Source organism: Pseudomonas sp. ok266 (assembly GCF_900110195.1).
GTDB classification, from domain to species: Bacteria; Pseudomonadota; Gammaproteobacteria; order Pseudomonadales; family Pseudomonadaceae; genus Aquipseudomonas; species Aquipseudomonas neuropathica.
The window spans coordinates 333,335-359,335 of record NZ_FOCU01000002.1 but is presented as its reverse complement, the minus strand read 5'-3'; the positions used below and the strand labels follow the sequence as shown (position 1 = coordinate 359,335).

Here is a 26,001-nt window from a genome sequence, read left to right as displayed (position 1 = left end):
GAAGTTTAGGCCTTGGATCGAGGCTTGCCAGCCATTACCCTGTGACGGATTGACCCAGGAGGAAGGCATGTCTCTGAAATCCGTTTGTGTATTTTGCGGTGCCAACGCCGGCACTGTTCCGGCCTACACCGAAGCCGCCGTCGCCCTTGGCCGGGCCTTGGCCGAACGTAAATTGACCCTGGTCTACGGCGGTGGCGCCGTGGGTTTGATGGGCATTGTTGCTGACGCGGCGCTGGCTGCCGGCGGCGAAGTCATCGGGATCATCCCGCAAAGCCTGATGGACAAGGAAATCGGCCACAAAAGCCTGACGCGCCTGGAAGTGGTCGATGGCATGCACGCGCGCAAGGCACGCATGGCCGAGCTGAGCGACGCCTTCATCGCCCTGCCCGGCGGCCTCGGCACGCTGGAAGAGCTGTTCGAAGTCTGGACCTGGGGCCAGCTCGGCTACCACGGCAAGCCGTTGGGTTTGCTGGAAGTGAACGGTTTCTACAGCAAACTCACCGCATTTCTTGACCATATCGTCGGCGAAGGCTTCGTTCGCGCGCCACACCGTGACATGCTGCAAGTGAGCGAATCAGCGCAAACCCTGCTCGATGCCCTGGATAACTGGAAGCCGACCGTCACGCCAAAATGGGTCGACCAAAAACCCGGCTAACCACGAGGCACCGATACAAGGCAGAATATGCGCCGCTCAACCTCACCTTCGACCCAAGAGGATCGCCCATGGCCAAACCCAATTACTCCTTCGCCAAACGTCAACGAGACCTGGCAAAGGAACAGAAGAAAGAGGAAAAGCTTCAGCGCAAGAAACAAACCGCTGAAGAAGCGGCACTGAACCCTGACGGTGAAGTGGCGACGCAAGATGATGTTGATGCAACCGAAGCGACTGAAACACTGAAAGATCAGGCGCCCGACGCCTGAACCCCACCGGGTTTGATCATCGAATCAGACCCTGCGGATTTGTGACGGGGCTGGCAGTTCCACTGCCGGCCCTCACAGCCCTTCCCCTCCCCAATACACCAAAATCCCCTGTGGGAGCGAGCCTGCTCGCGAAAGCGGTGTATCAGTGTAAATATTTGCTGCTGACACACCGCTATCGCGAGCAGGCTCACTCCTACAGTTTGATCGGCGTTAATCCAGGGGCATTACGGTGACGCGCACTTCCGGGTCATGATTGCCGCCGCCCAGAATCACCCCGCGCAACGGTGACACATCGGAAAAATCCCGCCCCCACGCCAGCGTGATGTGCTCCAGCGCCGGCTGCACATTGTTGGTCGGATCGAAATCCACCCAGCCCAGCACCGGACAAAACACCGACACCCAGGCATGCGACGCATCGGCGCCGATCAGGCGTGGTTGCCCCGGCGGTGGCTGGGTCAGCAGATAGCCGCTGATATAACGCGCTGCCAGCCCTCGCGAGCGCACGCACGCCAGCATCAGGTGAGCGAAGTCCTGACAGACCCCGCGTCGTCGCTCCAGTACTTCCACCAAGGGCGTCGCCACTTGGGTCGCCTCGGCGTCGAAGGTGAATTCGCTGAAGATCTTCTGCATCAAGTCCTGCACACCGAGAAGCAATGGCTGCCCCGGCGGAAAACAGCTTTGTGAAAACTCGACGAAACTGCGCTTCAAATGTACGTACGGTGACTGGAAGCGGTAGCGACAAGCTTCGAGCAACTCAGCGGACAACGGCTGGCAGCTGTAGGTCAGCGCATCGCGGGTCAGCTCCCAGGCGGGCGACTGATTGAAATCCAGCACAGGCCGCGCCAGCACTTCCACCGTGAGTTGCGCATTGACCTGCAACTCGTCATGCGGGCGTTCGAAGGCCAGTCGGGTCAACGGATTACCAAACACATCCAGCTCATCGCGCCGTGCTGTCGGGTCCGGACTGATCAGCAATTGCTGTTCGGTGCAACGCTGCCAATCGCATTTTCGCGGCCACAAGTGCGCCAGTTGCTGCGCCAGGGAAACCGGGCTGTCGTAGTGGTAACAGGTGTCGTGGAGGATCTGGTAGCGAGCATTCATCAAACGGACACCGTGCGCTGGCTGACATCATCGACATGGGCGAAATGGCGCAGGGCCAGACGATCCGACACCTGCCCGCTGGCCTCGGCAATGTCCTGCAGCAGATCCGCCAGACCATTCAGAGCGGCTCGTACGCTGGATTCCCCGAACAGCGGATTCTCCAGACATCCCAGATCAAACCGCGCCAGACGCTCGACCAGTTGCGGCAATCCCGCCTCCCGTGGCGCCGCGAAATCATCGTTCAAACGTTTCAAGGTGCGGGTCACCAGTTTCAACTGAAACAACACCGCGTGCGGGTTCTGCTCGTCGAGCAGCAACAGGTCGAGCACCGGAATCAATTGCGCCACGGCCAGATAACGTGAGCGGTAGGTGATGCTGCTGTTGCCCAACTCCAGCAACCACTCCAGGCCTGCCTGATCGAAAGCACCGGTGCCACGCAGAAACGCCGCAAGGCTGCTGCTGAGAAACTGCAGTCGCTCGATGCGCCGGCCAATCATCAGAAAGCGCCAGCCTTCATCGCGGGTCATGTCGTCGAGGGCGAATCCGGACAGCGCCGCCAGTGACATCACCAGCCGGTTAAGGAAATCCAGCAGTTCGCCGAAATCAGGCTCGTCGGTGTCCAGTTCCATCGCTTCGCGCTGCAACTCCACCAGCGCTTGCCAGTTCTCCCGCGAGAGCTTGCCGCGCACCTGCGAGGCCGCCCACTGCAAACGCTGCAGGTTGGCGCGCAGGCTGAACGACCAGTCTTCACCGAGCAATGCAGCGAGCAAGCGCTCCGGCAACTCGCCTTCGTCCGGCAACAGCGTCAGCCGTTCACCGAGTTCGACCGCCGCCTGCAACGCTTGCGGGTCGTCGCCGTCGACATACCGCGCGAGCATGATGCGCAGCAACCGCGCACTGTCATCACAGCGCTCGCAGTATCGGCCGAACCAGAACAGGTTCTCCACCACCCGTGAGGGCAGATACGGGTCGCGTCGTACCAGATCATGGACCCCAACGCTGCGCTGACTCTTCCACTGCTCGCCACTGGGCGGACGATCACCGAGTATCCAAGTGTCTTTGCTCGCCCCACCGCGCTGCATCGACACTACTTCGGCATCAGCCTCGGCGGCCACCCGGGTCAGACCACCGGGCAGCACGCGATAACCGTCAGCACCCGCCACGGCGTACATGCGCATGCCGATCGCCCGTGGTTGCAGTTGACCATTTTCCGCCTGCCAGATCGGTGCCTGGGACAGTTGAGCCAATTCTTGCGCCACATAGGCATAAGGACGCGCCTGCATGCGTTCGGCAAGCGCCTGACGCTGTTTTTCACTCAGATCACGGCCAAAGACCGGCGCGAAGCTCTGCGAAGGAAATGCTGGTTTGATCAGCAGTTCGGGCAGTTTTTCCAGGGCTTGGGCCAACACCGGCGCCTCACCGCACCACCACGTCGCGATCGACGGCAAAATCAGTTCTTCGCCAAACAGGTATTGGTTGATCTTCGGCAGAAAGCCCAGCAATCCCGGCGACTCCAGCACGCCGCTACCCAGCGCATTGGCGACCAGAACTCGCCCTTGGCGTACTGCCTCAAGCAACCCGGGAACGCCGAGTGCCGAGTCCGTGCGCAACTCCAGCGGATCGCAGAAATCATCATCGAGCCGGCGCATGATCGCATGCACCCGACGCAAACCACTGAGGGTTTTCAGGTAGACCGTGGCGTCGCGCACCGTCAGGTCACCGCCCTCGACCAGTGGGTAACCGAGCTGACGAGCCAGATACAAATGTTCGAAGTAGCTTTCATTGAAGCGCCCCGGCGTGAGCAGTACCACCAGCGGTGCGTCATCGTCACTGGGCGCCTGTCGCGCGAGGGTTTCCTGCAATGTGCGGAAGAATCCCGCCAGATGCTGCACCTTCAGATCCCGGTACAACTCGGGAAAGGCCCGCGACACGATGGTGCGGTTTTCCAGGGCATACCCTGCGCCCGATGGCGCTTGCGTACGATCGGCGGTAACCCACCAGCGCCCGTCCGGTGTGCGCGCCAGATCCACGGCGTACAGGTGCAGAAATATCTCTTCCGGCGGCGCGATATGCTGACACGGCCAGAGAAAGTTGTTGTGACCAAAGACCAGCTCTGCCGGCAGCAAACCTTCACTGATCAACCGCTGCGGCCCGTACAAATCTGCCAACACAGCGTTGAGCAGTCGCGCGCGCTGAGCGATGCCTGCCGACAATTGCTGCCATTCATCCGCCGCAATCACATGCGGCAACAGATCCAGCTCCCATGGCCGATCCGCGCCTTTCGGATCGGCATAGACGTTATAAGTGACGCCGTTTTCCTGAATCTGCCGCGCCAGCAGTGCCTGACGCTGCACCAGTTGCGCCGGCGTGCTGCGCTGCAACTGATCGAACAAACGCCGCCAGTGCGGGCGCACCGCGCCACTGCCGTCGAGCAGTTCGTGATAAGTGCCCGCCGTAAGCGGGTAGCGGTCTAGCAGGTCAGGCATGGAAAGCTCGGCAGACAGCAAGGAACGGTCAGACTAACGCAGGCACATGACGCGCGGATATACGAAAAATCCGCGTGTCGCGTAGGCCTTAGAAACGTCGCAAATCGATTGTCATCGGTAGCTCGTCACTGATTTCCACGTTGGGTATAGGAAGTTTCCCCGGCGTGTGTCCGACGCGGAAGAATCGCGCCATCCGCCGGCTCTCCGCTTCGTTGGCATTGACCGGCAGCGTCTCGTAATTACGCCCGCCCGGATGCGCGACGTGGTACTGGCAACCGCCCAGCGAACGCCCCATCCAGGTATCGAGCAGGTCGAATACCAGCGGTGCGTGCACGGGTATTGTCGGTTGCAGACAGTTGGCCGGCTGCCATGCGCGGTAACGCACACCCGCGACAAACTCGCCAACCCGTCCGGTCGGATGCAACGGCACGGCGATGCCGTTACAGGTCAGCAGATAGCGCTGCGGCGGCAGGCCTTTGAGCTTGACCTGCAAACGCTCCAGCGATGAGTCGACGTAACGCACCGTGCCGCCAGCCGCGCCCTCCTCGCCCAGGACATGCCACGGTTCCAGCGCCTGACGCAGCTCCAGTTCGATGCCGTTGACGGCGTAATCGCCGATCTTGGGAAAACGAAACTCCAGATGCGCTGCGAACCATTCCGCGCGCAGCGGATAACCGGCGTTGTTCAGTTCGACGATGACATCGGCGAAATCCTGTTCGATAAAGTGCGGCAGCAGGAAGCGATCGTGCAGTTCAGTGCCCCAGCGCGCCAGTTTCGGCGGCGCATAAGGTTCGCGCCAGAAACGCGCGACCAGTGCCCGCAGCAACAACTGCTGGGCCAGGCTCATGCGCGCATGGGGCGGCATTTCAAAGGCGCGCAGTTCCAGCAAGCCGAGACGCCCGGTGGCGCCGTCCGGTGAATACAGTTTGTCGATGCAGAACTCGGCACGGTGTGTGTTGCCGGTGACGTCGATCAGCAGGTTGCGCAGCAGTCGATCAACCAGCCACGGCGCGCATTCCTCGCCCGGCTCGGGCATCTGCGCAAAAGCGATTTCCAGTTCATATAAGGCATCATTACGCGCCTCATCGACACGCGGCGCCTGCGATGTCGGGCCAATGAACAAGCCGGAAAACAGATACGACAACGATGGATGGTTGTGCCAGTAACTGATCAGGCTGCGCAGCAGATCCGGGCGGCGCAGAAACGGTGAATCCGCCGGCGTCGCCCCACCGAGAACGAAATGGTTGCCGCCGCCGGTGCCGGTGTGACGACCGTCGATCATGAATTTCTCGGTGGTCAGGCGGGTCTGGCGCGCCTCTTCATAGAGAAATTCGGTGCGTTCGACCAACTCGTCCCAAGTCGCCGACGGCTGCACATTGACCTCGATCACACCCGGGTCCGGGGTGATGCGGAAATTGCTCAGACGCGGATCGCTCGGCGGCTCATAGCCTTCCAGCAGCACCGGGCAATGCAGCTCTTCGGCGGTGGCTTCGATGGCGGCCACCAGTTCCAGATAATCCTCAACCCGCTCCAGCGGCGGCATGAACAGGTACAAACGCCCCTCGCGGGCTTCGGCGCAGAATGCAGTGCGGGTCAGCCAGTCGGCAGATTCGTCGATTTTTGGCACGCGTTCGTCAGTCGCGGCAGGTTCGCCATGACTGTTGAGCTGCGCGTTTTCCGGCAGCTCAGGGAAGTCCTGATTCGGATCCTGAGGATGAATGAACGGATACTCGGCGGCCTTCACCCACGGCTGCGCCCCCAACGGCAGGCGATAGCCCAGCGGCGAATCCCCCGGCACCAGTCGGCAATGTTCGTCACGCAGATACCAGCGCCCGCTCTGCCATTGATCGCCTTTGGCGGTGCGCGCCAGCGGCAACACCTGACCGATTACCTTGTTCAGGCCCTGACTGAAGACCTTGCGCAGGCGTGCGCGCTCCAGCGGTTCCTCAAGACGTGAGTCTTCGGCGCTGACATTGCTCGGCAACGTGCCCTCGCGCCAGAGGTAGTAGAAATTGTCTTCGTAGGCCGGGAAGACAAAACGTGTAGGCAATTTCAGGCGCTCGGCGACACTGGCGAGGAAGCGTCCGGCCAGCTCGCCATCCGCTCCGTAGTCCTGCTGCTCATCGGCAATCAGTGCGTTGTTGTGCCAGATCGGCACACCGTCGCGACGCCAATAGCAATTGAGCGACCAGCGCGGCAGTTGCTCGCCGGGATACCACTTGCCCTGGCCGAAATGCACCAGACCTTGCGGCGCGTAATGCGTGCGCATGCGCTGGAACAGTTCAGCGGAAAGTCGCCGCTTGGCCGGCCCCAGCGCGGCGGTGTTCCACTCGGCGCCATCCGGGTCATCGATGGAAACGAAGGTCGGCTCGCCGCCCATGGTCAGGCGCACGTCATCCGCCAGCAGATCGGCATCGATCTGCCGGCCCAGCGCCTGAATCGCCAGCCATTGCTCATCGGTGTAGGGCTTGGTGACGCGCGGCGCCTCCCAGATCCGCTCCACCGACATTTCATGGCTGAATTCACATTCGCACGGCTCGACCAAGCCACTGATCGGCGCCGCCGAGGACGGATCGGGACTACACGCCAACGGGATATGCCCTTCGCCGGCGAACAGCCCGGACGTAGCGTCCAGGCCGATCCAGCCAGCGCCAGGCAGATACACCTCGCACCAGGCGTGCAGGTCAGTGAAATCGACTTCAGTGCCGGACGGGCCATCGAGGCTTTTCACGTCGGCGGTCAGTTGAATCAGATAACCGGAGACAAACCGCGCGGCCAACCCGAGGTTGCGCAGCAGTTGCACCAGCAACCACGCCGAATCGCGGCAGGAACCGGAGGCGTGCTCAAGGGTGTGTTCCGGGGTCTGCACGCCCGGTTCCATGCGAATCAGGTAGCCGATGTCTTCGCTCAAGCGCTGGTTGAGCGCCACAAGGAAGTCCACCGCCGGCAGCGGCGTGCGGTCGATGGCGTCCAGATAGGCTTTGAATTTCGGCGTCAGCGGCAGGGTTTCGAGGTACGGCGCAAGTTCCTTGCGCTCATCGGCGGCGTAGGAGAAAGGGATTTTCTCGGCGTAGGGTTCGAGGAAGAAGTCGAACGGGTTGAACACCGCCATTTCGGCGAGCAGATCGACCTCGATGCGCAACTCATTGGTTTTCTCGGGAAACACCAATCGCGCGAGGTAGTTGCCCTGCGGGTCTTGCTGCCAGTTGATGAAATGCTGCTCGGGCGAAACTTTCAGGGCATACGACAGAATCCGCGTGCGGCTGTGGGCAGCCGGGCGCAGACGTACGATCTGCGGGCCGAGTTCGACAGCGCGGTCATAGCGGTAATGCGTGACGTGATGCAATGCGACATGAATCGACACGGCGTGCCTCCTGCGAGCCTAAGCGTATTCGAAAGCGCGCAAGACTTATGCCATGCAGAGGCTTGGGCGCTTTCCCGGAATGCTTAGGGCAGTACAGCACCAAAATCGGGCGATGCGGGGAAATGGTTTGGGCTGATTGCACGTAAATGTTGCGAAGAGCCCCTCACCCTAACCCTCCCGAAACGTCGGACCGCCCGTAGGGAGAGGGGACTGACCGAGTTGACTAAGCGAGCTACACCGACCTGAAGGTCTTGAGTCGAACTCAAATCTTGAAAAGCATGGAGATCTGCTCCCTTCCCCCTCGCCCCCCATGGGGGAGAGGGCTGGGGTGAGGGGGATGGATCTCCCGGACAACCCAATATCCATCCCCGGAAATGCAGAACGCCAACCCGAAGGTTGGCGTTCTGTTCAGCTCAAGTGATGTTTAGCGCGGTACGACCGGCTTGCGGGTCGGCTTCGGCCCTTTGCCTTTCGCGGCGTCTTTGCGCTCTTTCGCAGCCTGCTGGTTACGGGCAAACGCCGCCGCCTTGGCCTGCTCCCGTTTGTCCCAAGGGTTACCACCATCACTGGCACGTGGCGGCAAGCCAGTGTGCTGGGTGAGAATCTTGGTGGTCTTCTCTTTACCGTCCTTCGCCACTTTATGGCTGCCGGCTGGCGTCGAGTTCTTGCGACGGGCGCTCTGGTAGCTGTCGGTCGCCGGTTGATGAGTCGGGATCAACTGATCCTTGCCCGAACCGATCAGATCAGCGCGGCCCATGCGGATCAACGCTTCACGCAGCATCGGCCAGCCTTTCGGGTCGTGATAACGCAAGAACGCCTTGTGCAGACGACGCTGCTCTTCGCTCTTGACGATGGTCACGCCGTCGCTCTTGTAGGTGACCTTGCGCAGCGGGTTCTTGCCCGAGTGGTACATCGCGGTGGCGGTGGCCATCGGCGACGGGTAGAACGCCTGCACCTGGTCGGCGCGGAAGCCGTTGCCCTTGAGCCACAGGGCCAGGTTCATCATGTCTTCGTCGGTGGTGCCCGGGTGAGCGGCGATGAAGTACGGAATCAGGTACTGCTCTTTGCCCGCTTCCTTGGTGTACTTCTCGAACATGCGCTTGAACTTGTCATAGCTGCCGATGCCCGGTTTCATCATCTGGTTGAGCGGACCTTCCTCGGTGTGTTCCGGGGCGATCTTCAGGTAACCACCGACGTGGTGGGTCACCAGCTCTTTGACGTACTCCGGCGACTCGACCGCGAGGTCGTAGCGCAGGCCGGAAGCAATCAGAATCTTCTTCACACCCGGCAAGGCACGAGCGCTGCGGTACAGCTGAATCAGCGACGAGTGGTCGGTATTCAGGTTCGGGCAGATGCCCGGGAACACGCAGGACGGCTTGCGGCACGCGGATTCGATTTCCGGTGTCTTGCAGGCGATGCGGTACATGTTCGCGGTCGGGCCGCCGAGGTCGGAGATGACCCCGGTGAAACCTGGCACCTTGTCGCGGATCTCTTCGATTTCGCGAATGATCGACTCTTCGGAACGGTTCTGAATGATCCGGCCTTCGTGCTCAGTGATCGAGCAGAAGGTGCAGCCACCGAAGCAGCCACGCATGATGTTCACCGAGAAACGGATCATGTCGTAGGCCGGGATCTTCTCCTTGCCGTACGCCGGGTGCGGGACACGGGCGTAAGGCATGCCGAACACGTAGTCCATTTCTTCAGTGGTCATCGGAATCGGCGGCGGGTTGAACCAGACGTCGACTTCACCGTGCTTCTGCACCAGCGCACGGGCGTTGCCCGGGTTGGTTTCGAGGTGCAGCACGCGGTTGGCGTGGGCATACAGAACGGCGTCGCCGCGCACCTTTTCTACCGATGGCAGGCGAATCACGGTCTTGTCACGGGTCATGCGCGGGCTGGCCAGGATCTGTACGACCTTGGCTTCCTGCGGATCGTCGACCGGACCTTTTTCCTGCTCGATGGCGCAGGCCTGGGTGTCCTGAGTGTTCACGTACGGGTTGATGATCTTGTCGACCTTGCCCGGACGGTCGATACGCGTCGAGTCGACTTCGTACCAGTCTTTCGGCGTATCGCGACGGATGAACGCGGTGCCGCGCACGTCAGTGATGTCTTCGATCTTGTGCCCGTAGGACAGGCGCTGTGCGACTTCGACGATCGCGCGCTCGGCGTTGCCGTACAGCAGAATATCGGCGCTGGCGTCGATCAGGATCGAGTTACGCACACGATCCTGCCAGTAGTCGTAGTGGGCAATGCGGCGCAGGGACGCTTCGATGCCGCCGAGCACGATCGGCACGTGCTTGTAGGCTTCTTTGCAGCGCTGGCTGTAGACCAGGCTCGCGCGGTCCGGACGCTTGCCGGCCATGCCGCCGGGCGTATAGGCGTCGTCGGAACGGATTTTCTTGTCCGCGGTGTAGCGATTGATCATCGAGTCCATGTTGCCCGCCGCAACCCCGAAGAACAGGTTCGGCTCGCCGAGCTTCATGAAGTCGTCTTTGGACTGCCAGTTCGGCTGGGCAATGATCCCGACACGGAAGCCCTGGGACTCCAGCAGCCGGCCAATGATCGCCATGCCAAACGACGGGTGATCGACGTAGGCATCACCGGTAACAATGATGATGTCGCACGAATCCCAGCCAAGCTGATCCATCTCCTCCCTGCTCATCGGCAGGAATGGCGCTGGCCCGAAACATTCGGCCCAATATTTTGGATAGTCAAATAACGGCTTGGCTGCTTGCATGTCGACGACCGGTGTTGAAGTGAAAATTCGCGGGCGCGGAATATAGCACAAAAAATAACCAATTCCGACGGCAATGGTCGGTTTCTCTTACAACCCGCGTCGAGCCTGCCCGATACCCCGTAACAGGCAAAAAAATCATCGTTCAAACTTAACGTTCATCAGTCCGGTGCCTGCGCCGACTGATGTGGCAACCCTTCAAGGATGAAGCAATGTCACCCAAACAGCCCGCCAAGGGCAGCATCAAAGTCAAGCCCCCAACCAGCCCGGATGCGCAGCAGCAAGGCAATACCGGGCGAGCGCCACGGACGGGGCCTGAACCGTCCCTGCCTGTCCCCTCTGCAACGCGTCCGGGCGGCACTCACGGCACTGCCAGCCCTGAGGTAACAAGACCGTCTCCCGTCGTCATCACGCACACAGCAACCGCCTCGGTGAAAACGGGCGCAACGGGAGCAAAATCGCTGGAGAGTTACCGTATCCCCGCACCTGACCGTTTGCCCCAGGCCAATACCGAGGGCTTGAGGCTGTATAAGGGCCGCGAATACGTCGATGTCGCGCACGGCAGCATCGAGATGGTCGGGGTCGATCCGCAGACCGGCCTCTACCGCGCCCAACTCGCGGCCGAGCGGGTTGCCAGTGGTCCGCTACTGCTGCGCGACGCCGACAGTGGTCTGTGGCATTCGCTCAAGGACGGTGACGCCGTGACCTTGATTGACACTCACCTGCAGACGTTGCGCACGGATCTCGAACTCACACGCGCCAAGGCCGACAGCGACGGGTTATTGCGCCACGAGGGCCGACTGTACCTGTCCCTGCACAACCACGCTTATCAGGTCATGCACGATGTGAGTGCCTCCACGGCGACACAAAAAGCGTGGCGTATCGTCAACCCGAAAGATCCCGTGGCAACTGATATCGCCAATATCTACCGCGCCAGCCGCAGCGGCGAAACGCGGACTGTGCGGCGCGATGAGGGCAATCGCTGGGTTTATCATTTGCCAGAGCTGAAGAGCGGCATCACGGATGCAGAGGCGGCCGGGTTAAGCATCGACACTTTGAGGCTGATGTATCTGCCTTTTCAGAAAGCACACGCAGAGTTGGAGAACTCGACTGCGCTTCATAACGATCTCTGGGCTGATATCAAAAAATTGCCGGAGGGCAGTGCAGAGAAAAACCTGAAACTGCTCAACCTTGAGGTGAATCTGCTCAAGCATGTTCACAAGCAAGCAGATTTCGTGGAGTCACTTATTCTCAACAAGAACTGGCTGATCCGCGCAAAAGCAAAAGGGCTGTTCAAACAGGAATTGCGCACCTTCCGGATAGAACGTGCGGAGTTTCTGAATCGACTCATGGCGACCATGGACCTGAGGTTCAAGCCTACGAGCGCCAAAGTCGACGCCGACAGTTGCAGGAAGATGATCCCCCACCTGAACAAGAAGCTGAGGTTTATCCAAGAGCGGGAAGTGGTGTTGGCAGAAATCAAAAAAGCCGATCCAGGAGCGGAACCGATACTTGAAAAAATCAGACAGCAAGTGCCGTCGGCCGAGCGTATCGACTTCAACAAACTGACGCTCTATATACACCTGTTTGCGGGCGCGCCCGACCATTCGCCCAACGCCACGATGCCCTCGCTTTCCTCGGTTGATCTGGTCACCAGCGACCTGAACAAGATTCCGCAGCACCACCAGCCGATGGCACTGCTCTTGAGCCTTGATCAGATAAGGTCGGACAAGTCTCGATTTGAAGCGCTACTGACCACTGATATCGACACTGCCAGGGCCGAGTACCTGAGGGAAGCCCTCACCTTGATCGACCCACTCGAACAGCGAATCGAAAACAGACTGAGCGACATTCTGGAATCGATTGGTCGCGACCGCGAACTGCCAAACATTGACCACGATATCGATTTCGATTTCCTTCCGCCGCAACCAGACACCTCCGAAAATGCACGCCCCGTGCCGCCCAGAAAAATTTTCCGGATCCGTCAACACGGAACTTATCGGGTAATGGTCGGGGACATGGAAACGACCCAGGATGGCAACATCATCGTCAAGGTCCAGGACCCGTTGCGTCCCGATTCGCCATCCCGCTACGAAAAAAGACAAGGTGAATGGCTGCCAGTGCGCCCGCCCATCACCAGTACACCCAGACCACAGCTGGTCGCCGAGGCTAACCGGTTACTGGCCGACGTCGAACAACACGTTGCCAAGGCCAGGGTGGACGAGGCGAGAAAAACCAATCCGACCGATATTGTCGAAGACCTGAGTAAAGAGACTGAACGACTGAACGAGCAGGCAAGGCGCCTGGAAAGCCATGAAGACGCGGACACCGAAATCCTCGACCTGGCTGCGCGTTTGCGAAGCGCTGGCGGGTCACTGGACGCGCATGGCCAAAGTGTTCTGGTGCGCATGTACAAGAACAGGGAGGTGCTCGACATCATGCGCTTGAACTATCTGATGGATGCCGACGAAGTCAGCGTGAGCAAAACCGTTGATCGCAAGCCATCGGGCAAAGGCAAGGGCAAGTCGTTTCTCGACGTTTATTCGATCACTGATCGCGCCGACGACGCACCGTTATGGGAGGCACACTTCCACTATGACCAGCACAACGCCGCGCCGCTGAGTTTCACCACAAGAGGCGGCCACCTCAAAACCCTCGAACAGAGCCGACGCGGTATCGAGTCTCAGCGCCGCGATGAACAGGCTGGCTTGCCGCACGTGGCCATCTGGCGCCAGACCTTCGATGGCAAGACCGCGAGCAAGATTTTTGCACTGGCCAGCGAGGCTGGCGTGCCTTCCAGGCCTGAGTAAAGGACTCAGGGCCATACGATCAATCAGGCAATGACGCCGCCCCTGCCATCAGCTCCCGTTCAGGCGAACTGATGCGCAAACCCGCAAGGATAGAAAGACATGCCCGTTAAATCGCCCCCCAGAGGCAACAATTCCGGCAATCCCCCGGTTCGCCAAAACACTGTGCCAGACGTGGACACCCCGCGCCTCGACCTGCCACCGCGCACACATTTAGAGGTCTCGATACCCGGTGGGCAACCACCACGACCGGGCCGCTTACCAACGCCAGCCGATATCGACGCGATCGAGCCGGCTCCGAGCATCACCATTCATCGACCCGCGTTGCCGATTGAAAATCCGCGTGCGGCTAGCCAGTCCCTGGAACATTACTGGGTGCCTGCGGCCAGCGGTTTGTCGGATCGCAACGCTGACGGTTTGAGAACCCACAAAGGCCGCCAATATGCCGATGTACCTGGCGGCATCGTGCTGGTCGGCAAAGATGCGCAAACAGGACTGTATCGGGCCAGACTGCCCAGCGAATCCAGTCCCTCGGGACCCGTGTTGCTGCGTGACTCCAGCGCGGGACTCTGGCATGAGCTGGAATACTTCGAGCCGATCGGTGTGCCATTGTCGAGCAGCCGCCTGGAAGCTTTCCGCACGCCACTGGATTTCAGCGGCATTCAAAGGGGCAGCGATGGCCTTCACCGGCTCAACGGTAAACTCTATGCGGTGATCGACAACCACAGTTATCAGGTTCTGCACGACACCGACGCCTCGACCCCGTCGACAACGGTGATGCGTATCGTCCGTGCGCAAGATCCGGTGGCCAGCGACAGCACCAATACCTACATCGCTACACGCCCCGGGCGCTCGGAGCCGATCATTTACGATGCTCGCGAAGGCTGGCTGGGAACGGCGGTCGGCGGTGTCGGCGGGATGCTCCGCAACGAGCCAGGCAGCCCCGCGCATCCTGGCCTGCTGCAACGGTTTGCCAGCGCGATCAATCATTTGCGCACGCCAGAGTCCCGCGCTCGAAAGCTCTTCCCGGCCCTCGACAGCGAGGAGATCACCCGGCTTCTGCATTCGCACGGGGATGACGTCCGCGGCTATCTGACCCAACGCGAGGCCAGTTACAGGGCGCTCAAGGCGGATCTCGCTTCCTGGATCAGGAAGACATCCTCGCAGGCCCCCAACGAAGCTGCGCATCCCGCGGTGGAGCGTGCTGTCGAAGAAATAAAACGTTGCTGGAAACGGCAGACGGGAACGACGCTGAAACTTGATTTGGGAGAGGCAATCCTTGCGCCGCTGACGGCTGATTTCAGCCATGTAAGAACTCTGGAGCTGAAAGCGGTCGCCTGGTCGGACACCGCCGATACCTTCCTTGGCAGTTTTCCCAACCTTGAGAAACTGTCGGTGACTCACTCCACCCTGGATAAGCTGCCGCCCGATATCGCGCCGATGACCGTTCTCAAGGCTCTGGAGCTGAGCTCGAACCGAATCCAGCTCAATGAGCAGGCAGCAGTAAAACTGGGCGCACTCAAGCAGCTTGAACACCTCGACCTGTCGAGCAACCCGCTTGGCAGAATCCCGGACTTTCGCGGCATGTCGCAACTTCGGTCATTGAACCTGAGCAACACCGGACTGGATCACTGGCCCAGCGGTTTACGCGATCAGGTGGCACTGGACGTGGTCGACTTGCGCCATAACCAACTGCGCGAAATTCCACAGCCGATCCTTGACCCGTCAAACAATGAACTACTGGCGATTGCCCGTATCAACTCAGTCACCCTGATTGAAGGCAACCCCTTCCCGACCGGTTACTGGCGAACGCTTGAGGTTTATTGGCGCCGCGTAGTGGCCGACTATCCGGCGATGCGCACGGGCTCCCGCGCAGACGCGTTCAGACTGGATGGCGACATTCCCGAAGTGGCGATGGTGCGGCGTATGTATCCAGACAAGAATCCGCAAGCCGCCAGGGAATATTTGCTCGCCCTGGGGGATGGCGCCGAAGAGCAGATGGCGCGACGCATTGCCGGCTTCGAGCTACTGGAAACGCAACTGCAGGCCTACATCGCCGACAGCCAACCCGGACCGGCCCACGCCGTGGGCCCGGAAAGAGTCAACGCTACCCGCCTGGCAAGAATCATCAGAGGCTGCTGGCTGGGCGATTCGGACGGCGAACTGAAACTGCCAGCGCTGTACGGTCCATTACCCCTGCTGACCGTGGATTTCAGTCACATCAAATCCCTCAGTCTCGACTCGGTAATCTGGTCGGACACCGCCAATACGCTTCTGTCCAATTGCCCCAATCTGGAAAGCCTGACCATCGTTAACTCTGGCATCGATAAACTGCCGCAAAAAATCGCCGAGATGGACAAACTCAACTATCTGGATCTGAGTTCAAACCAGATAAAACTGGATGAACAAAGCGCTTTGGCACTCGGTGCATTGCACCAGTTGAAACAGATCGATCTGTCCAACAATCAACTGCGGGCAGTGCCCGACTTCAGCGCCATGTCCGGGTTGCAGGCATTGAACCTGAAAAACACGGGCCTCAGTCAGTGGCCTGCCGGCCTGCTCGACAAAACCGCTTTAAACCACCTGGACCTGCGCGACAATCGCTTGAGCGAGGTTCCCCAGGCCAATCTCAACCCGACACCCGAGACACTGGCTGTCGTCGCGCGGATCAACAATGTCACGCGCCTTGAAGGCAACGACTTCCCCTCCGCGTACTGGCGAAAATTCGACGGCTACTGGCGACGCCTTAAACAGTCTCACCCCGAGCTGATGGAGCCGGCTCATCCCGCCGTATTCGATAGCGAAGACTCCAGGGCCCAGCGTTATCGAAACCTGTTCCCGAGCAAAACCATCAAGGAGTGCAGGGAGTTCATCTGGAATCATGACAAAGGCACCGTGGCACCACGCTTGCTCGCACTGGAACAAGAATTCGATCTTCTGAAAACCCAGCTCGACGACTGGGTCTTTTCCGGGGGCGGCAACCGCCTGCGTTACGTGCGTGCCAATCAGCTGCAAATCAACGCCACCACCCGTAATGACCGCACTGCAGCGCGGGATCGGATCATCAGTTGCTGGCGCCGCGAGACGGCGCAAAAACATGCTTTCGACGGCACACCGATCGGTCTGGAACTGGACTTGAGCGGCCTGACCTTGCCGACCCTGCCGGATCTGAGCATCGACTTCAGCCATGTGGGTTCACTCAGATTGAGCGGCATGAACCTGACGGAGTCACCGGAAGGCTTCCTCACCCGTTTTCGTCATGTGCGCTGGCTGGACATGTCGAACAATCGCCTCAGGGACTTGCCCCCGGCTGTAGGAGAAATGCACGGGATGACGCGCCTCTTCCTGCAGCACAACCAACTTGAACTCAATGCAGAAACGGCGCGGATACTGGCCGGACGCACAACGCTCAGAGCACTCTGGATCGACAACAATCCCCAGCTCGGTGTGATCCCGGATTTCAGTCTGATCACCGATATGCGCGAGGTCACCTTGGCGAACACCGGCATCACGCAGTGGCCAACCGGGCTGTTTGATCAACCCCTGCTGACCCGGATCGATCTGAGCAACAATCAGATCACCACGATTCCTGACTTTGTCACTGCTCCGTCCCCGGAGCGCCTGGCGCATTCGGTCCAGGTGAACAGTGGCACGTTACTGACGAATAATCCGATTACCGATGAGACGCGGATACAAATGGGCGTCTATCGCAGGCAACTGGACGAAGCCCAAACCGGGCTTCACAACAGATCCAACCTGTTCACAACGTCATTCCCCTTGGCACAACGTCCCAGTGCAAGGGCAGCCGCGGACCCTGCTCCGATCTGGACCACCGGACTACCCGCTGATCAAGCGATCGCCAGAAACACTCAATGGCGCACGTTGCGCGAGCAGCAAGGCTCGGACGGCTTCTTCAACATCCTCGCGAGCCGTGCGCACCATGCCGACTTCCGGCGCCAGGTCTGGGACGTGATCGATGTCATCAGCCAGGACAATCCACAGTCGCGAACCTTGCGTCGAGAACTGTTCGATCGCGCGTGCGAAGCCGGCTGCACTGACCTTGCCGCAGCCACCTTCACCGATCTGCAGGTCCTGGCCATGACTCACAAGGCGCGCATACAGGCCAGGCTGGATATGAACGGCGCCCCCTTGGTGGCGCTGTCCAAAGGATTGTTCCGGCTAAAACAGGTCGACGACATCGCGGCGGCAGAGATCGCTTCAAGCAGGGCAATCATTGACGATCCGGCAACCTCCCGGGAGCTGCGAAACAGCCACAACCTGCGCATACGCGATCCCCATGAAATGACCATGGCCTACCGCTTTGGTCTCAGGGATCGGCTGCAATTGCCGTTTCAGCCACAGACACTCTCGTTTATCGGCATGGCCGGCGTTACCCCGGCAATGCTGGATGCGGCATATCGCAAAGTCTTGACGCTGAATGGTTCGCCTGAAGAGTTTCAGGCATTGGTGTCGATGAATTTCTGGCAGGACTTCATCATTCACAAATACCAGGCGCAATTCGATGCGAGTCGCCAGCCGTTCCAGGATCGCCAGGAAATTCTCGACAGCCAGTCATCACAAAGACTGCTGAGCGAAGCTCAATACAAATCGCAAACCGATGATGTAACGGCGCAATTGGCGATTGTCGAAGCGACATTGATCCAGACGCTGACGCGGCAGGAATTGCAGCCTCGAACAACAATCGAGGCGCCTCCTGCCAACGTCACGCCTGCGCAGGAAACTCCGGGATCAAGTGGCGCGACGTTGTAATCGATACAGCGTCGCAGCAGGCCGATGAACTTCGGCCTGCTGTCACTCGTCGTCGTCGAAGTTGTAACTGCCCGGCGCGAGGTTTTCGAAGCGCGTGTATTTGCCGATAAAGGCCAGACGGATAAAACCGATCGGGCCGTTACGCTGCTTGCCGATGATGATTTCGGCGATGCCTTTGTGTTCGGTTTCCGGGTGATAGACCTCGTCGCGGTACACGAACATGATCACGTCGGCGTCCTGCTCGATCGCTCCGGATTCGCGCAAGTCGGAGTTCACCGGGCGCTTGTTGGGACGCTGTTCGAGGGAACGGTTGAGCTGCGACAGCGCCACCACCGGGCAGTTGAATTCCTTGGCCAGCGCTTTCAGGGATCGCGAGATTTCGGAAATTTCGTTGGTGCGGTTGTCACCGCTGGAACCGGGGATCTGCATCAGTTGCAGGTAGTCGATCATGATCAGGCCGACGTCACCGTGTTCACGCACCAGACGTCGGGTCCGCGCACGCATTTCCGACGGACTGATGCCGGCAGTGTCATCGATGAACAGCTTGCGGTCGTTGAGCAGGTTGACCGCCGAAGTCAGGCGCGGCCAGTCATCGTCTTCCAGTTGGCCAGAACGCACCTTGGTCTGGTCGATGCGGCCCAGCGAGGAGAGCATACGCATGATCAGCGATTCGCCTGGCATCTCGAGGGAGTACACCAGAACCGCTTTCTCGCTGCGCAACACGGCGTTTTCCACCAGGTTCATCGCGAAGGTGGTTTTACCCATCGACGGACGGCCGGCGACGATGATCAAGTCGGACGGCTGCAGGCCGCTGGTCTTCTCATCGAGGTCGGTGTAGCCGGTGGACAGGCCGGTAATGGCGTTGTCGGTGTTGAACAGGGTGTCGATGCGATCAATGGCCTTGGTCAGCAAGTCATTCACACCTACCGGGCCGCCGGTTTTTGGCCGGGCCTCGGCAATCTGGAAGATCTGGCGTTCGGCTTCGTCGAGAATCTCGGCGGCGGTGCGGCCTTCAGGGTTGAAGGCGCTGTCGGCGATTTCGGTGCTGATGCCGATCAACTGGCGCAATGTCGCTCGCTCACGAACGATCTGCGCATAGGCCTTGATGTTGGCGACGGACGGCGTGTTTTTCGCCAGTTCACCGAGGTAACCGAGGCCACCGACCTGCGAGGTCTGGCCTTCCTTGTCCAGTTGTTCAGACAGGGTCACGACGTCGATCGGCATGTTCTGATCGGCCAGTTTGGCGATCGCACGGAAAATCAGACGGTGGTCATGTCGATAGAAATCGCCGTCGGAGACTTGATCGAGCACGCGTTCCCAGGCGTTGTTGTCCAGCATCAGACCACCGAGTACAGCCTGTTCGGCCTCGATGGAATGCGGCGGCACCTTCAGGGCGGCGGTTTGCAGATCGTATTGCTCGGGAGCGGAGATATCGTTCATGGCCACTTGTGTAATTTGGAAAAACAGGGAGTTCAGAAAGACAAAGGGCACGACCTGTAAACAGGATCGTGCCCGATGTTAACCGTCTGACGGACAAGCCGCCAGCCGATCAGGTGTTACTTAAGCTGCTACCACGACAACGCGTACGGTGGCTTCAACTTCGGCGTGCAGGTGCACAGCCACGTCGAATTCACCCACGTTGCGGATGGTGCCGTTCGGCAGACGAACTTCGCTTTTCGCAACTTCAACGCCGGAGGCGGTCAGTGCGTCAGCGATGTCGTGAGTACCGATCGAACCGAACAGCTTGCCTTCGTCGCCAGCGGTGGCAGTGATGGTCACTTCCAGCTCGGCCAGTTGGGCAGCACGGCTTTCAGCCGATGCTTTACGGTCTGCGGCAGCTTTTTCCAGCTCAGCACGACGCTCTTCAAACGCAGCCAGGTTGGCAGCAGTTGCAGCGGTAGCTTTGCCGAAAGGCAGCAGGTAGTTACGGCCGTAACCGGCCTTAACGTTTACTTTGTCGCCCAGGTTGCCCAGGTTGGCGATTTTTTCCAGAAGGATCAGTTGCATGTGGAAATCCTCTTAACTTTTAACCTTCACCGTTCGCGTTATCGGTGTCTTTCGACACGTGACGACCGCGAAAATCAATCAGGCTGTCGACAATGGCCAGGACCACGAGCAACGGATAGATCAGCTGCATGAACAACAGCAGCGTGACGTACAACCCCACCAGCCAGAAACCGGCCAGTCGCTTCTGCCCGACCAGCCCGTGAATCAGGGCAAGTCCGGCGAACACCAGCGGTACACTGCACAACGGCGTCAACATGGCCATCTGTGCACCGAGATTCGGGCCCAGAAGCATCAACGCCAGCAGCAACATCGCCGGCCCCAGCGGGATCCGGATGGCGCGAAACTCGCGACCAAAACCACCCGGGTTGTACAACAACGCCTGCCAATGCCGCCCGACAATCAGGCTCAGCACGCTGACGATCTGCAACAGCGCCGCAATCAGTCCGGTCAGGACCGGTGCAATCAGGGACGCGAAACGCGCTTGCTCATCGACCGACAATTGCTTGTAGGTTTCACCAAGAAGCGCCGGCATGACCTTTATCAAGGCCTGCGCGAGCATCTCGATCTGGGCCGCAAACGCCGCCCCGAGCACCACCGAAAACACCACTCCAATCACTACGCTGACCAGCAGCGTGCGGACCCAGGATTCACTTGCGCGCAAAACCAACGCAAGCCCCGAAGACCCCAGCAGCACCAGAAGTGCCCGTGGGTCATCGGCATACAGCCACCAGATCAACGCCGGCAGCAGCCCCAGAGACAGAACACCCAGGGCGTCCGTCAGTCCGCGCCGCAGCAGCACAAGGCTCCCCGCGGCAGCACCCAACCAATACAACAACGGCAATGTTGCACATCCGGCCACCACGAGAGTGGCCTGCATACGGCCTCGCATGATGAACTCAGCTAAGGCACGCATGCATTCAATCCTTTGCTACTTGTCGACTGCCCGGTCTCAGCGGCCGTGGCTGTCGGTGTAGGCCAGCAGGGCCAGGAAGCGGGCGCGCTTGATAGCGGTGGCCAGCTGACGCTGATAACGAGCTTTGGTACCGGTGATGCGGCTTGGAACGATTTTGCCGGTCTCGGATACGTAGGCTTTCAGAGTGTTGAGATCTTTGTAATCGATCTCTTTCACGTCTTCAGCGGTGAAACGGCAGAATTTACGACGACGGAAGAAACGTGCCATTTGATAGGCTCCTTAATAAGGTCCGTGGATTACTCGTCAGCGTTATCGCTGTCGTTCTCTTCGCCTTCAGCGCTTTCAGCGCCTTCGTGCTCAGGACGATCGCGACGCTCACGGCGCTCACTGCGGTTTTCTTCAGCCTTGAGCATCTCGGACTGGCCGGTAACGGCTTCGTCGCGACGGATGACCAGGTTACGGATCACTGCATCGTTGTAGCGGAAGTTGTCTTCCAACTCGGCCAGGGCCTTGCCAGTGCACTCAACGTTCAGCATCACGTAGTGAGCCTTGTGAACATTGTTGATTGCGTAGGCCAGTTGACGACGGCCCCAATCTTCCAGACGGTGGATTTTGCCGCCGTCTTCTTCGATCAGCTTGGTGTAACGCTCAACCATGCCGCCGACTTGCTCGCTTTGATCCGGGTGGACCAAAAAGATGATTTCGTAATGACGCATGAATGCTCCTTACGGGTTGTAGCCTGCCGCTCAAAAACGGTCAGACAAGGAGTGAATGACACTTATGGACTTGCTGGCGCGGGGCACATGCGTGCCTGCCGTCACAGCAAGGGGCGCAATTGTAGAGAAGGGACAGAGGAGGTGCAAGGCAATTGGTGATTATTTGAACAATCACTCAGTTATGCCACACCACAAAACACTGTGGGAGCGAGCTTGCTCGCGAATGCAGTTTGTCAGGCAACATTTATGTCGACTGATACTCCGCTTTCGCGAGCAAGCTCGCTCCCACATTTGAATCGAGTACGACTCAGGATTTCTTTGTGGCGGCCTTGGCTTTTGCACCGCGCTGACGCTGCGCTTCGAACAGGCACACGCCCGTCGCAACCGAGACGTTGAGGCTGCTGACGCTACCGGCCATCGGCAGCTTCACCAGATAGTCGCAGTGCTCGCGGGTCAGGCGACGCATGCCCTTGCCTTCGGCGCCCATGATCAGGATGGTCGGGCCAGTCAGATCTTGGTCGTAGATGCTGACCTCAGCCTCCCCCGCAGTACCGACAATCCACAGACCGCGCTGCTGAAGTTTTTCCAGGGTGCGAGCGAGGTTAGTCACAGCAACCAATGGAATCACTTCCGCCGCGCCGCAAGCGACTTTACGCACGACCGGCGTCAGGGTCGCCGACTTGTCTTTCGGCACGATCACCGCCAGCGCACCGGCCGCATCCGCCGAACGCAGGCAGGCGCCGAGGTTGTGCGGATCGGTCACACCGTCGAGCACCAGCAACAGCGGCGCACCTTCAGTGCGATCGAGCAGCTCGTCGAGCATGGCTTCGCCCCAGACCTGGCTCGGGCTTACTTCCGCGACCACGCCCTGGTGCACGCCTTCAACCCAAGCGTCCATTTCGCGACGCTCGGCCTGGCCGACCTGAACACGGTTTTCGTTGGCCAGCTCAACCAGGGTCTGCACGCGCGGATCGTTGCGGCTTTCCGCCAGCCAGATCTGCTTGACGCGTTTCGGGTGGTGACGCAGCAACGCTTCTACCGCGTGAACGCCGTAGATTTTTTCCAACTGACTCATGACTTCGCCTTCGGTTTACGTGCCCCGCCACTTTTGGCTGGAGCGGAGCCCGCTTTTGGCGGCCCCTTACGGTGTTTGCTCGGTTTCGCTGGCTTGCCGCCGGAGGCCTTTTCAGGCGCCGACCGTCCGGTCTTTCCCCCGGACGCCGCTTTACCACCGTTTTTAGCGTCGGAAAGCAGAGCCTTCTTCATTTCACGGCTTTTGCGCAGCTCGGCGTTTTTCGCCACGGCGTCGCTTGGGCGATAGGCTTCTGCCGCTTTTTCCTTGGCCGGACGACGGCTGGCGGATTTAGCCGGAGCCTTTTCTTCCGCAACCTTGGCCGCCGGAGCAGCGGTTTCAGCGCCACGTTTTTTGCGACCGATCGGTGCGCTGATGGTTTTTTCGGCCATCTCGAAGTCGATCTTGCGCTCGTCGAGGTCAACGCGCATGACGCGCACTTCAACGGTATCGCCAAGACGGAAGCTGCGACCGGTGCGCTCGCCCGCCAGGCGGTGATGCACAGGATCGAAGTGGTAGTAATCGCCCGGCAGCGCCGTGACGTGGACCAGACCTTCGACGTAGATATCGGTCAGCTCAACGAACAGGCCAAAACCGGTTACCGCTGTGATCACACCCGGGAACGACTCGCCCACGCGATCCTTCATGAACTCGCACTTGAGCCAGTTGACCACGTCGCGGGTCGCTTCGTCGGCACGGCGTTCGCTCATCGAGCACTGCTCGCCGAGCTGCTCCAGCGCCGCCTCGTCGTACGGATAGATGCGCGCCTTCGGAATGGTCATTGCCCCGGCACGGCGAACATGCGGAGTGTCCTGCTTCGAATGGATCACGCTGCGGATCGCGCGGTGCGTCAGCAGGTCCGGGTAACGACGGATCGGCGAAGTGAAGTGGGTATAGGCTTCATAATTCAGGCCGAAGTGGCCCTGGTTGTCAGCGCTGTACACCGCTTGACTGAGCGAGCGCAGCATCACGGTCTGGATCAGGTGGAAATCCGGACGATCCTTGATGCTTGCCAGCAACGCCTGATAATCCTTCGGCGATGGACCGTCCTTGCCTTTGTGCAGGGACAGGCCGAGTTCGCCAAGGAAGGCACGGAGTTTTTCCAGACGCTCCGGTGGCGGGCCGTCGTGGACACGGTACAACGCAGGGATTTCGTGCTTCTTGAGGAATTCGGCGGTGGCCACGTTGGCCGCCAGCATGCATTCCTCGATCAGCTTGTGCGCGTCGTTACGGGTGGTCGGACGGATTTCGGCAATCTTGCGCTCGGAACCGAAGATGATCCGGGTTTCCTGGGTCTCGAAATCGATCGCGCCGCGCACGTGACGGGCAGCCAGCAACACTTTGTACAGCGAATAAAGCTGCTTGAGGTGCGGCACGACGTCGGTGTACTCACCACGCAGTTTGCGTGCTTCGGCCACTTTCGGCGTTTCCAGCATCGCGCTGACTTTGTTGTAGGTCAGACGCGCGTGGGAATGGATCACCGCTTCATAGAAGCAGTAGTCGGTCATTTCGCCGGACTTGGAGATGGTCATCTCGCAGACCATGGCCAGACGATCGACGTGCGGATTCAGCGAGCACAGGCCGTTGGACAGCTGCTCAGGCAGCATTGGCACCACGCGCTCAGGGAAGTACACCGAGTTGCCGCGCACCTGCGCTTCGTTGTCCAGGGCCGAGCCGATCTTCACGTAGCTGGAAACGTCAGCAATCGCCACGTACAACTTCCAGCCGCCGGAGAACAGGCGCAGCTTGCCCGGCTTGGCTTCGCAATAAACAGCATCGTCGAAGTCGCGGGCATCTTCACCGTCAATGGTGACGAACGGCAAATGGCGCAGGTCGACGCGCTTCTCTTTGTCTTTTTCTTCGACTTCCGGCTTGAGCTTGGCCGCTTCTTTCAGAACGGCTTCGGGCCAGACGTGCGGAATGTCGTAGGTGCGCAGAGCGACATCGATTTCCATGCCCGGCGCCATGTAGTTGCCGACCACTTCAACCACGTCGCCTTGCGGCTGGAAGCGCGGCGTCGGCCAGTGGGTGATTTTCACCTCGACGAACTGACCGATCTGCGCGTTGGCGTTGCGGCCCGGGGTAACCAGCACTTCCTGCTGGATCTTCGGGTTGTCCGCGACGACGAAGCCGATGCCGCCCTCTTCAAAGTAGCGGCCGACGATGGTTTCGTGAGCACGCGAGACCACTTCAACGATCACGCCTTCGCGGCGACCGCGACGGTCGAGACCGGACACACGCGCCAGCGCACGGTCGCCATCGAACACCAGACGCATTTGCGCGGGGCTCATGAACAGGTCGTCGCTGCCGTCGTCCGGCACCAGGAAGCCGAAACCGTCACGGTGACCGCTGATGCGACCGAGGATCAGGTCGAGTTTGTCGACTGGCGCATAAGTGCCGCGGCGGGTGTAGATCAGTTGGGCGTCGCGCTCCATGGCGCGAAGGCGGCGGCGCAGGGCTTCGATCTGGTCTTCTGTGGTCAGACCAAACTCTTCCACCAGTTGCTCGCGGGCAGCCGGCGAGCCCCGATCGGCGAGATGCGCCAGGATCAGTTCGCGGCTAGGAATAGGGTTTTCATATTTTTCCGCTTCACGAGCGGCCTCGGGATCGAGGGACTGCCAATCGGCCATTAGAGAGTTTTCACCTTGTCTATATGCGGGTTAGTTTGGCATAGGCGCCATGAAACGGGAAATTTCCGACTATATAAGGCCCTTATGAGGGTCTGTATCGTCGCTTGAAAGCCGTTTTGAACACCGCCGGTAAAAAAAATCATATTTTTTGCTGACAGGGGTTTACAGTTAAAAAGACGCTCCGTATAGTGCGCGCCATCGACGACGCACAAGCGTTAACGATACTGCCCAGATGGTGAAATTGGTAGACACGCCAGCTTCAGGTGCTGGTGACCTTACGGTCGTGGAAGTTCGAGTCTTCTTCTGGGCACCAATTTCGAGTTTGAGACTAGATCAGTTTCAAGGCTCACACAAAACCCGCGAAAGCGGGTTTTTTGCATTCTAAGCCCGGCTTTTCTTAAAACTGATTTATTAAAATTAAATCAGGGGTTTACAGATCAAAACGCGCTCCGTATAGTGCGCCACATCAACAGCGGCAAC

At 59.6% G+C, this 26,001-nt stretch carries 15 protein-coding genes and 1 tRNA gene; 5 read left to right on the top strand and 11 right to left on the bottom strand.

Going from position 1 to position 26,001, the window contains the following annotated elements; translation table 11 throughout:
* Positions 1–67 precede the first annotated feature (67 nt).
* Entirely contained in the window at positions 68–655 is a 588-nt protein-coding gene (locus tag BMY54_RS05075; RefSeq protein ID WP_093430190.1) for an LOG family protein, read from the top strand.
* A gap of 68 nt (positions 656–723) precedes the next feature.
* Positions 724–921, top strand: coding sequence for a hypothetical protein (locus BMY54_RS05070; protein WP_093430189.1), 198 nt, complete (start codon positions 724–726; stop codon positions 919–921).
* Positions 922–1,131: 210 nt separating this feature from the next.
* Here the strand turns inward: BMY54_RS05070 and BMY54_RS05065 are convergent, their stop codons facing one another.
* The 4 genes from BMY54_RS05065 to BMY54_RS05050 form a co-directional block, all read right to left on the bottom strand.
* The gene (locus BMY54_RS05065) at positions 1,132–2,022 is read right to left on the bottom strand and encodes a transglutaminase family protein (RefSeq protein WP_093430188.1); all 891 of its coding nucleotides are present in this window, start codon (positions 2,020–2,022) and stop codon (positions 1,132–1,134) included.
* Entirely contained in the window at positions 2,022–4,508 is a 2,487-nt protein-coding gene (locus BMY54_RS05060; protein ID WP_093430187.1) for a circularly permuted type 2 ATP-grasp protein, read from the bottom strand. The genes BMY54_RS05065 and BMY54_RS05060 overlap by 1 nt, the downstream gene beginning before the upstream one ends.
* An 88-nt stretch (positions 4,509–4,596) precedes the next feature.
* Positions 4,597–7,872, bottom strand: coding sequence for a transglutaminase family protein (locus BMY54_RS05055; RefSeq protein ID WP_093430186.1), 3,276 nt, complete (start codon positions 7,870–7,872; stop codon positions 4,597–4,599).
* A 424-nt stretch (positions 7,873–8,296) separates the two neighbouring features.
* A complete protein-coding gene (locus BMY54_RS05050; RefSeq protein WP_093430185.1) occupies positions 8,297–10,609 on the bottom strand; it encodes a YgiQ family radical SAM protein in 2,313 nt (770 codons plus the stop codon).
* Between the two features lie 209 nt (positions 10,610–10,818).
* On the opposite strand from BMY54_RS05050, the gene BMY54_RS05045 reads away from it, so the two are divergent.
* Together BMY54_RS05045 and BMY54_RS05040 are read left to right on the top strand one after the other, a co-directional pair.
* On the top strand, positions 10,819–13,416 hold the full coding sequence (locus BMY54_RS05045; RefSeq protein WP_256573810.1) for a hypothetical protein: 2,598 nt from the start codon (positions 10,819–10,821) through the stop codon (positions 13,414–13,416).
* A 171-nt stretch (positions 13,417–13,587) separates the two neighbouring features.
* The gene (locus BMY54_RS05040; RefSeq protein WP_256573809.1) at positions 13,588–18,183 is read left to right on the top strand and encodes an NEL-type E3 ubiquitin ligase domain-containing protein; all 4,596 of its coding nucleotides are present in this window, start codon (positions 13,588–13,590) and stop codon (positions 18,181–18,183) included.
* Between the two features lie 42 nt (positions 18,184–18,225).
* On the opposite strand, the gene dnaB is transcribed toward BMY54_RS05040, so the two are convergent.
* The 7 genes from dnaB to rnr form a co-directional block, all read right to left on the bottom strand.
* On the bottom strand, positions 18,226–19,623 hold the full coding sequence (gene dnaB / locus BMY54_RS05035) for a replicative DNA helicase (protein ID WP_007915846.1): 1,398 nt from the start codon (positions 19,621–19,623) through the stop codon (positions 18,226–18,228).
* A 120-nt stretch (positions 19,624–19,743) separates the two neighbouring features.
* Complete coding sequence (gene rplI, locus BMY54_RS05030; protein WP_003186385.1) at positions 19,744–20,190, bottom strand: 50S ribosomal protein L9; 447 nt, start codon at positions 20,188–20,190, stop codon at positions 19,744–19,746.
* A 19-nt stretch (positions 20,191–20,209) separates the two neighbouring features.
* Positions 20,210–21,103 (bottom strand): hypothetical protein, encoded by an 894-nt coding sequence (locus BMY54_RS05025; protein WP_016983782.1) that lies wholly within the window; start codon positions 21,101–21,103, stop codon positions 20,210–20,212.
* 36 nt (positions 21,104–21,139) lie between these two features.
* Positions 21,140–21,370, bottom strand: coding sequence for a 30S ribosomal protein S18 (gene rpsR / locus BMY54_RS05020; protein ID WP_002551829.1), 231 nt, complete (start codon positions 21,368–21,370; stop codon positions 21,140–21,142).
* 29 nt (positions 21,371–21,399) lie between these two features.
* Positions 21,400–21,819 carry a 30S ribosomal protein S6 gene (rpsF, locus tag BMY54_RS05015; protein WP_007915844.1) on the bottom strand — a complete coding sequence of 140 codons (420 nt, stop codon included), beginning with the start codon at positions 21,817–21,819 and terminating at the stop codon, positions 21,400–21,402.
* Between the two features lie 307 nt (positions 21,820–22,126).
* Complete coding sequence (gene rlmB, locus BMY54_RS05010; protein ID WP_007915843.1) at positions 22,127–22,894, bottom strand: 23S rRNA (guanosine(2251)-2'-O)-methyltransferase RlmB; 768 nt, start codon at positions 22,892–22,894, stop codon at positions 22,127–22,129.
* Positions 22,891–25,521 carry a ribonuclease R gene (gene rnr / locus BMY54_RS05005; RefSeq protein WP_093430184.1) on the bottom strand — a complete coding sequence of 877 codons (2,631 nt, stop codon included), beginning with the start codon at positions 25,519–25,521 and terminating at the stop codon, positions 22,891–22,893. Before rnr ends, rlmB begins: the two co-directional genes overlap by 4 nt.
* A 226-nt stretch (positions 25,522–25,747) precedes the next feature.
* On the opposite strand from rnr, the gene BMY54_RS05000 reads away from it, so the two are divergent.
* Positions 25,748–25,834 (top strand) — tRNA-Leu (locus tag BMY54_RS05000).
* The last annotated feature ends 167 nt before the right edge of the window (positions 25,835–26,001 follow it).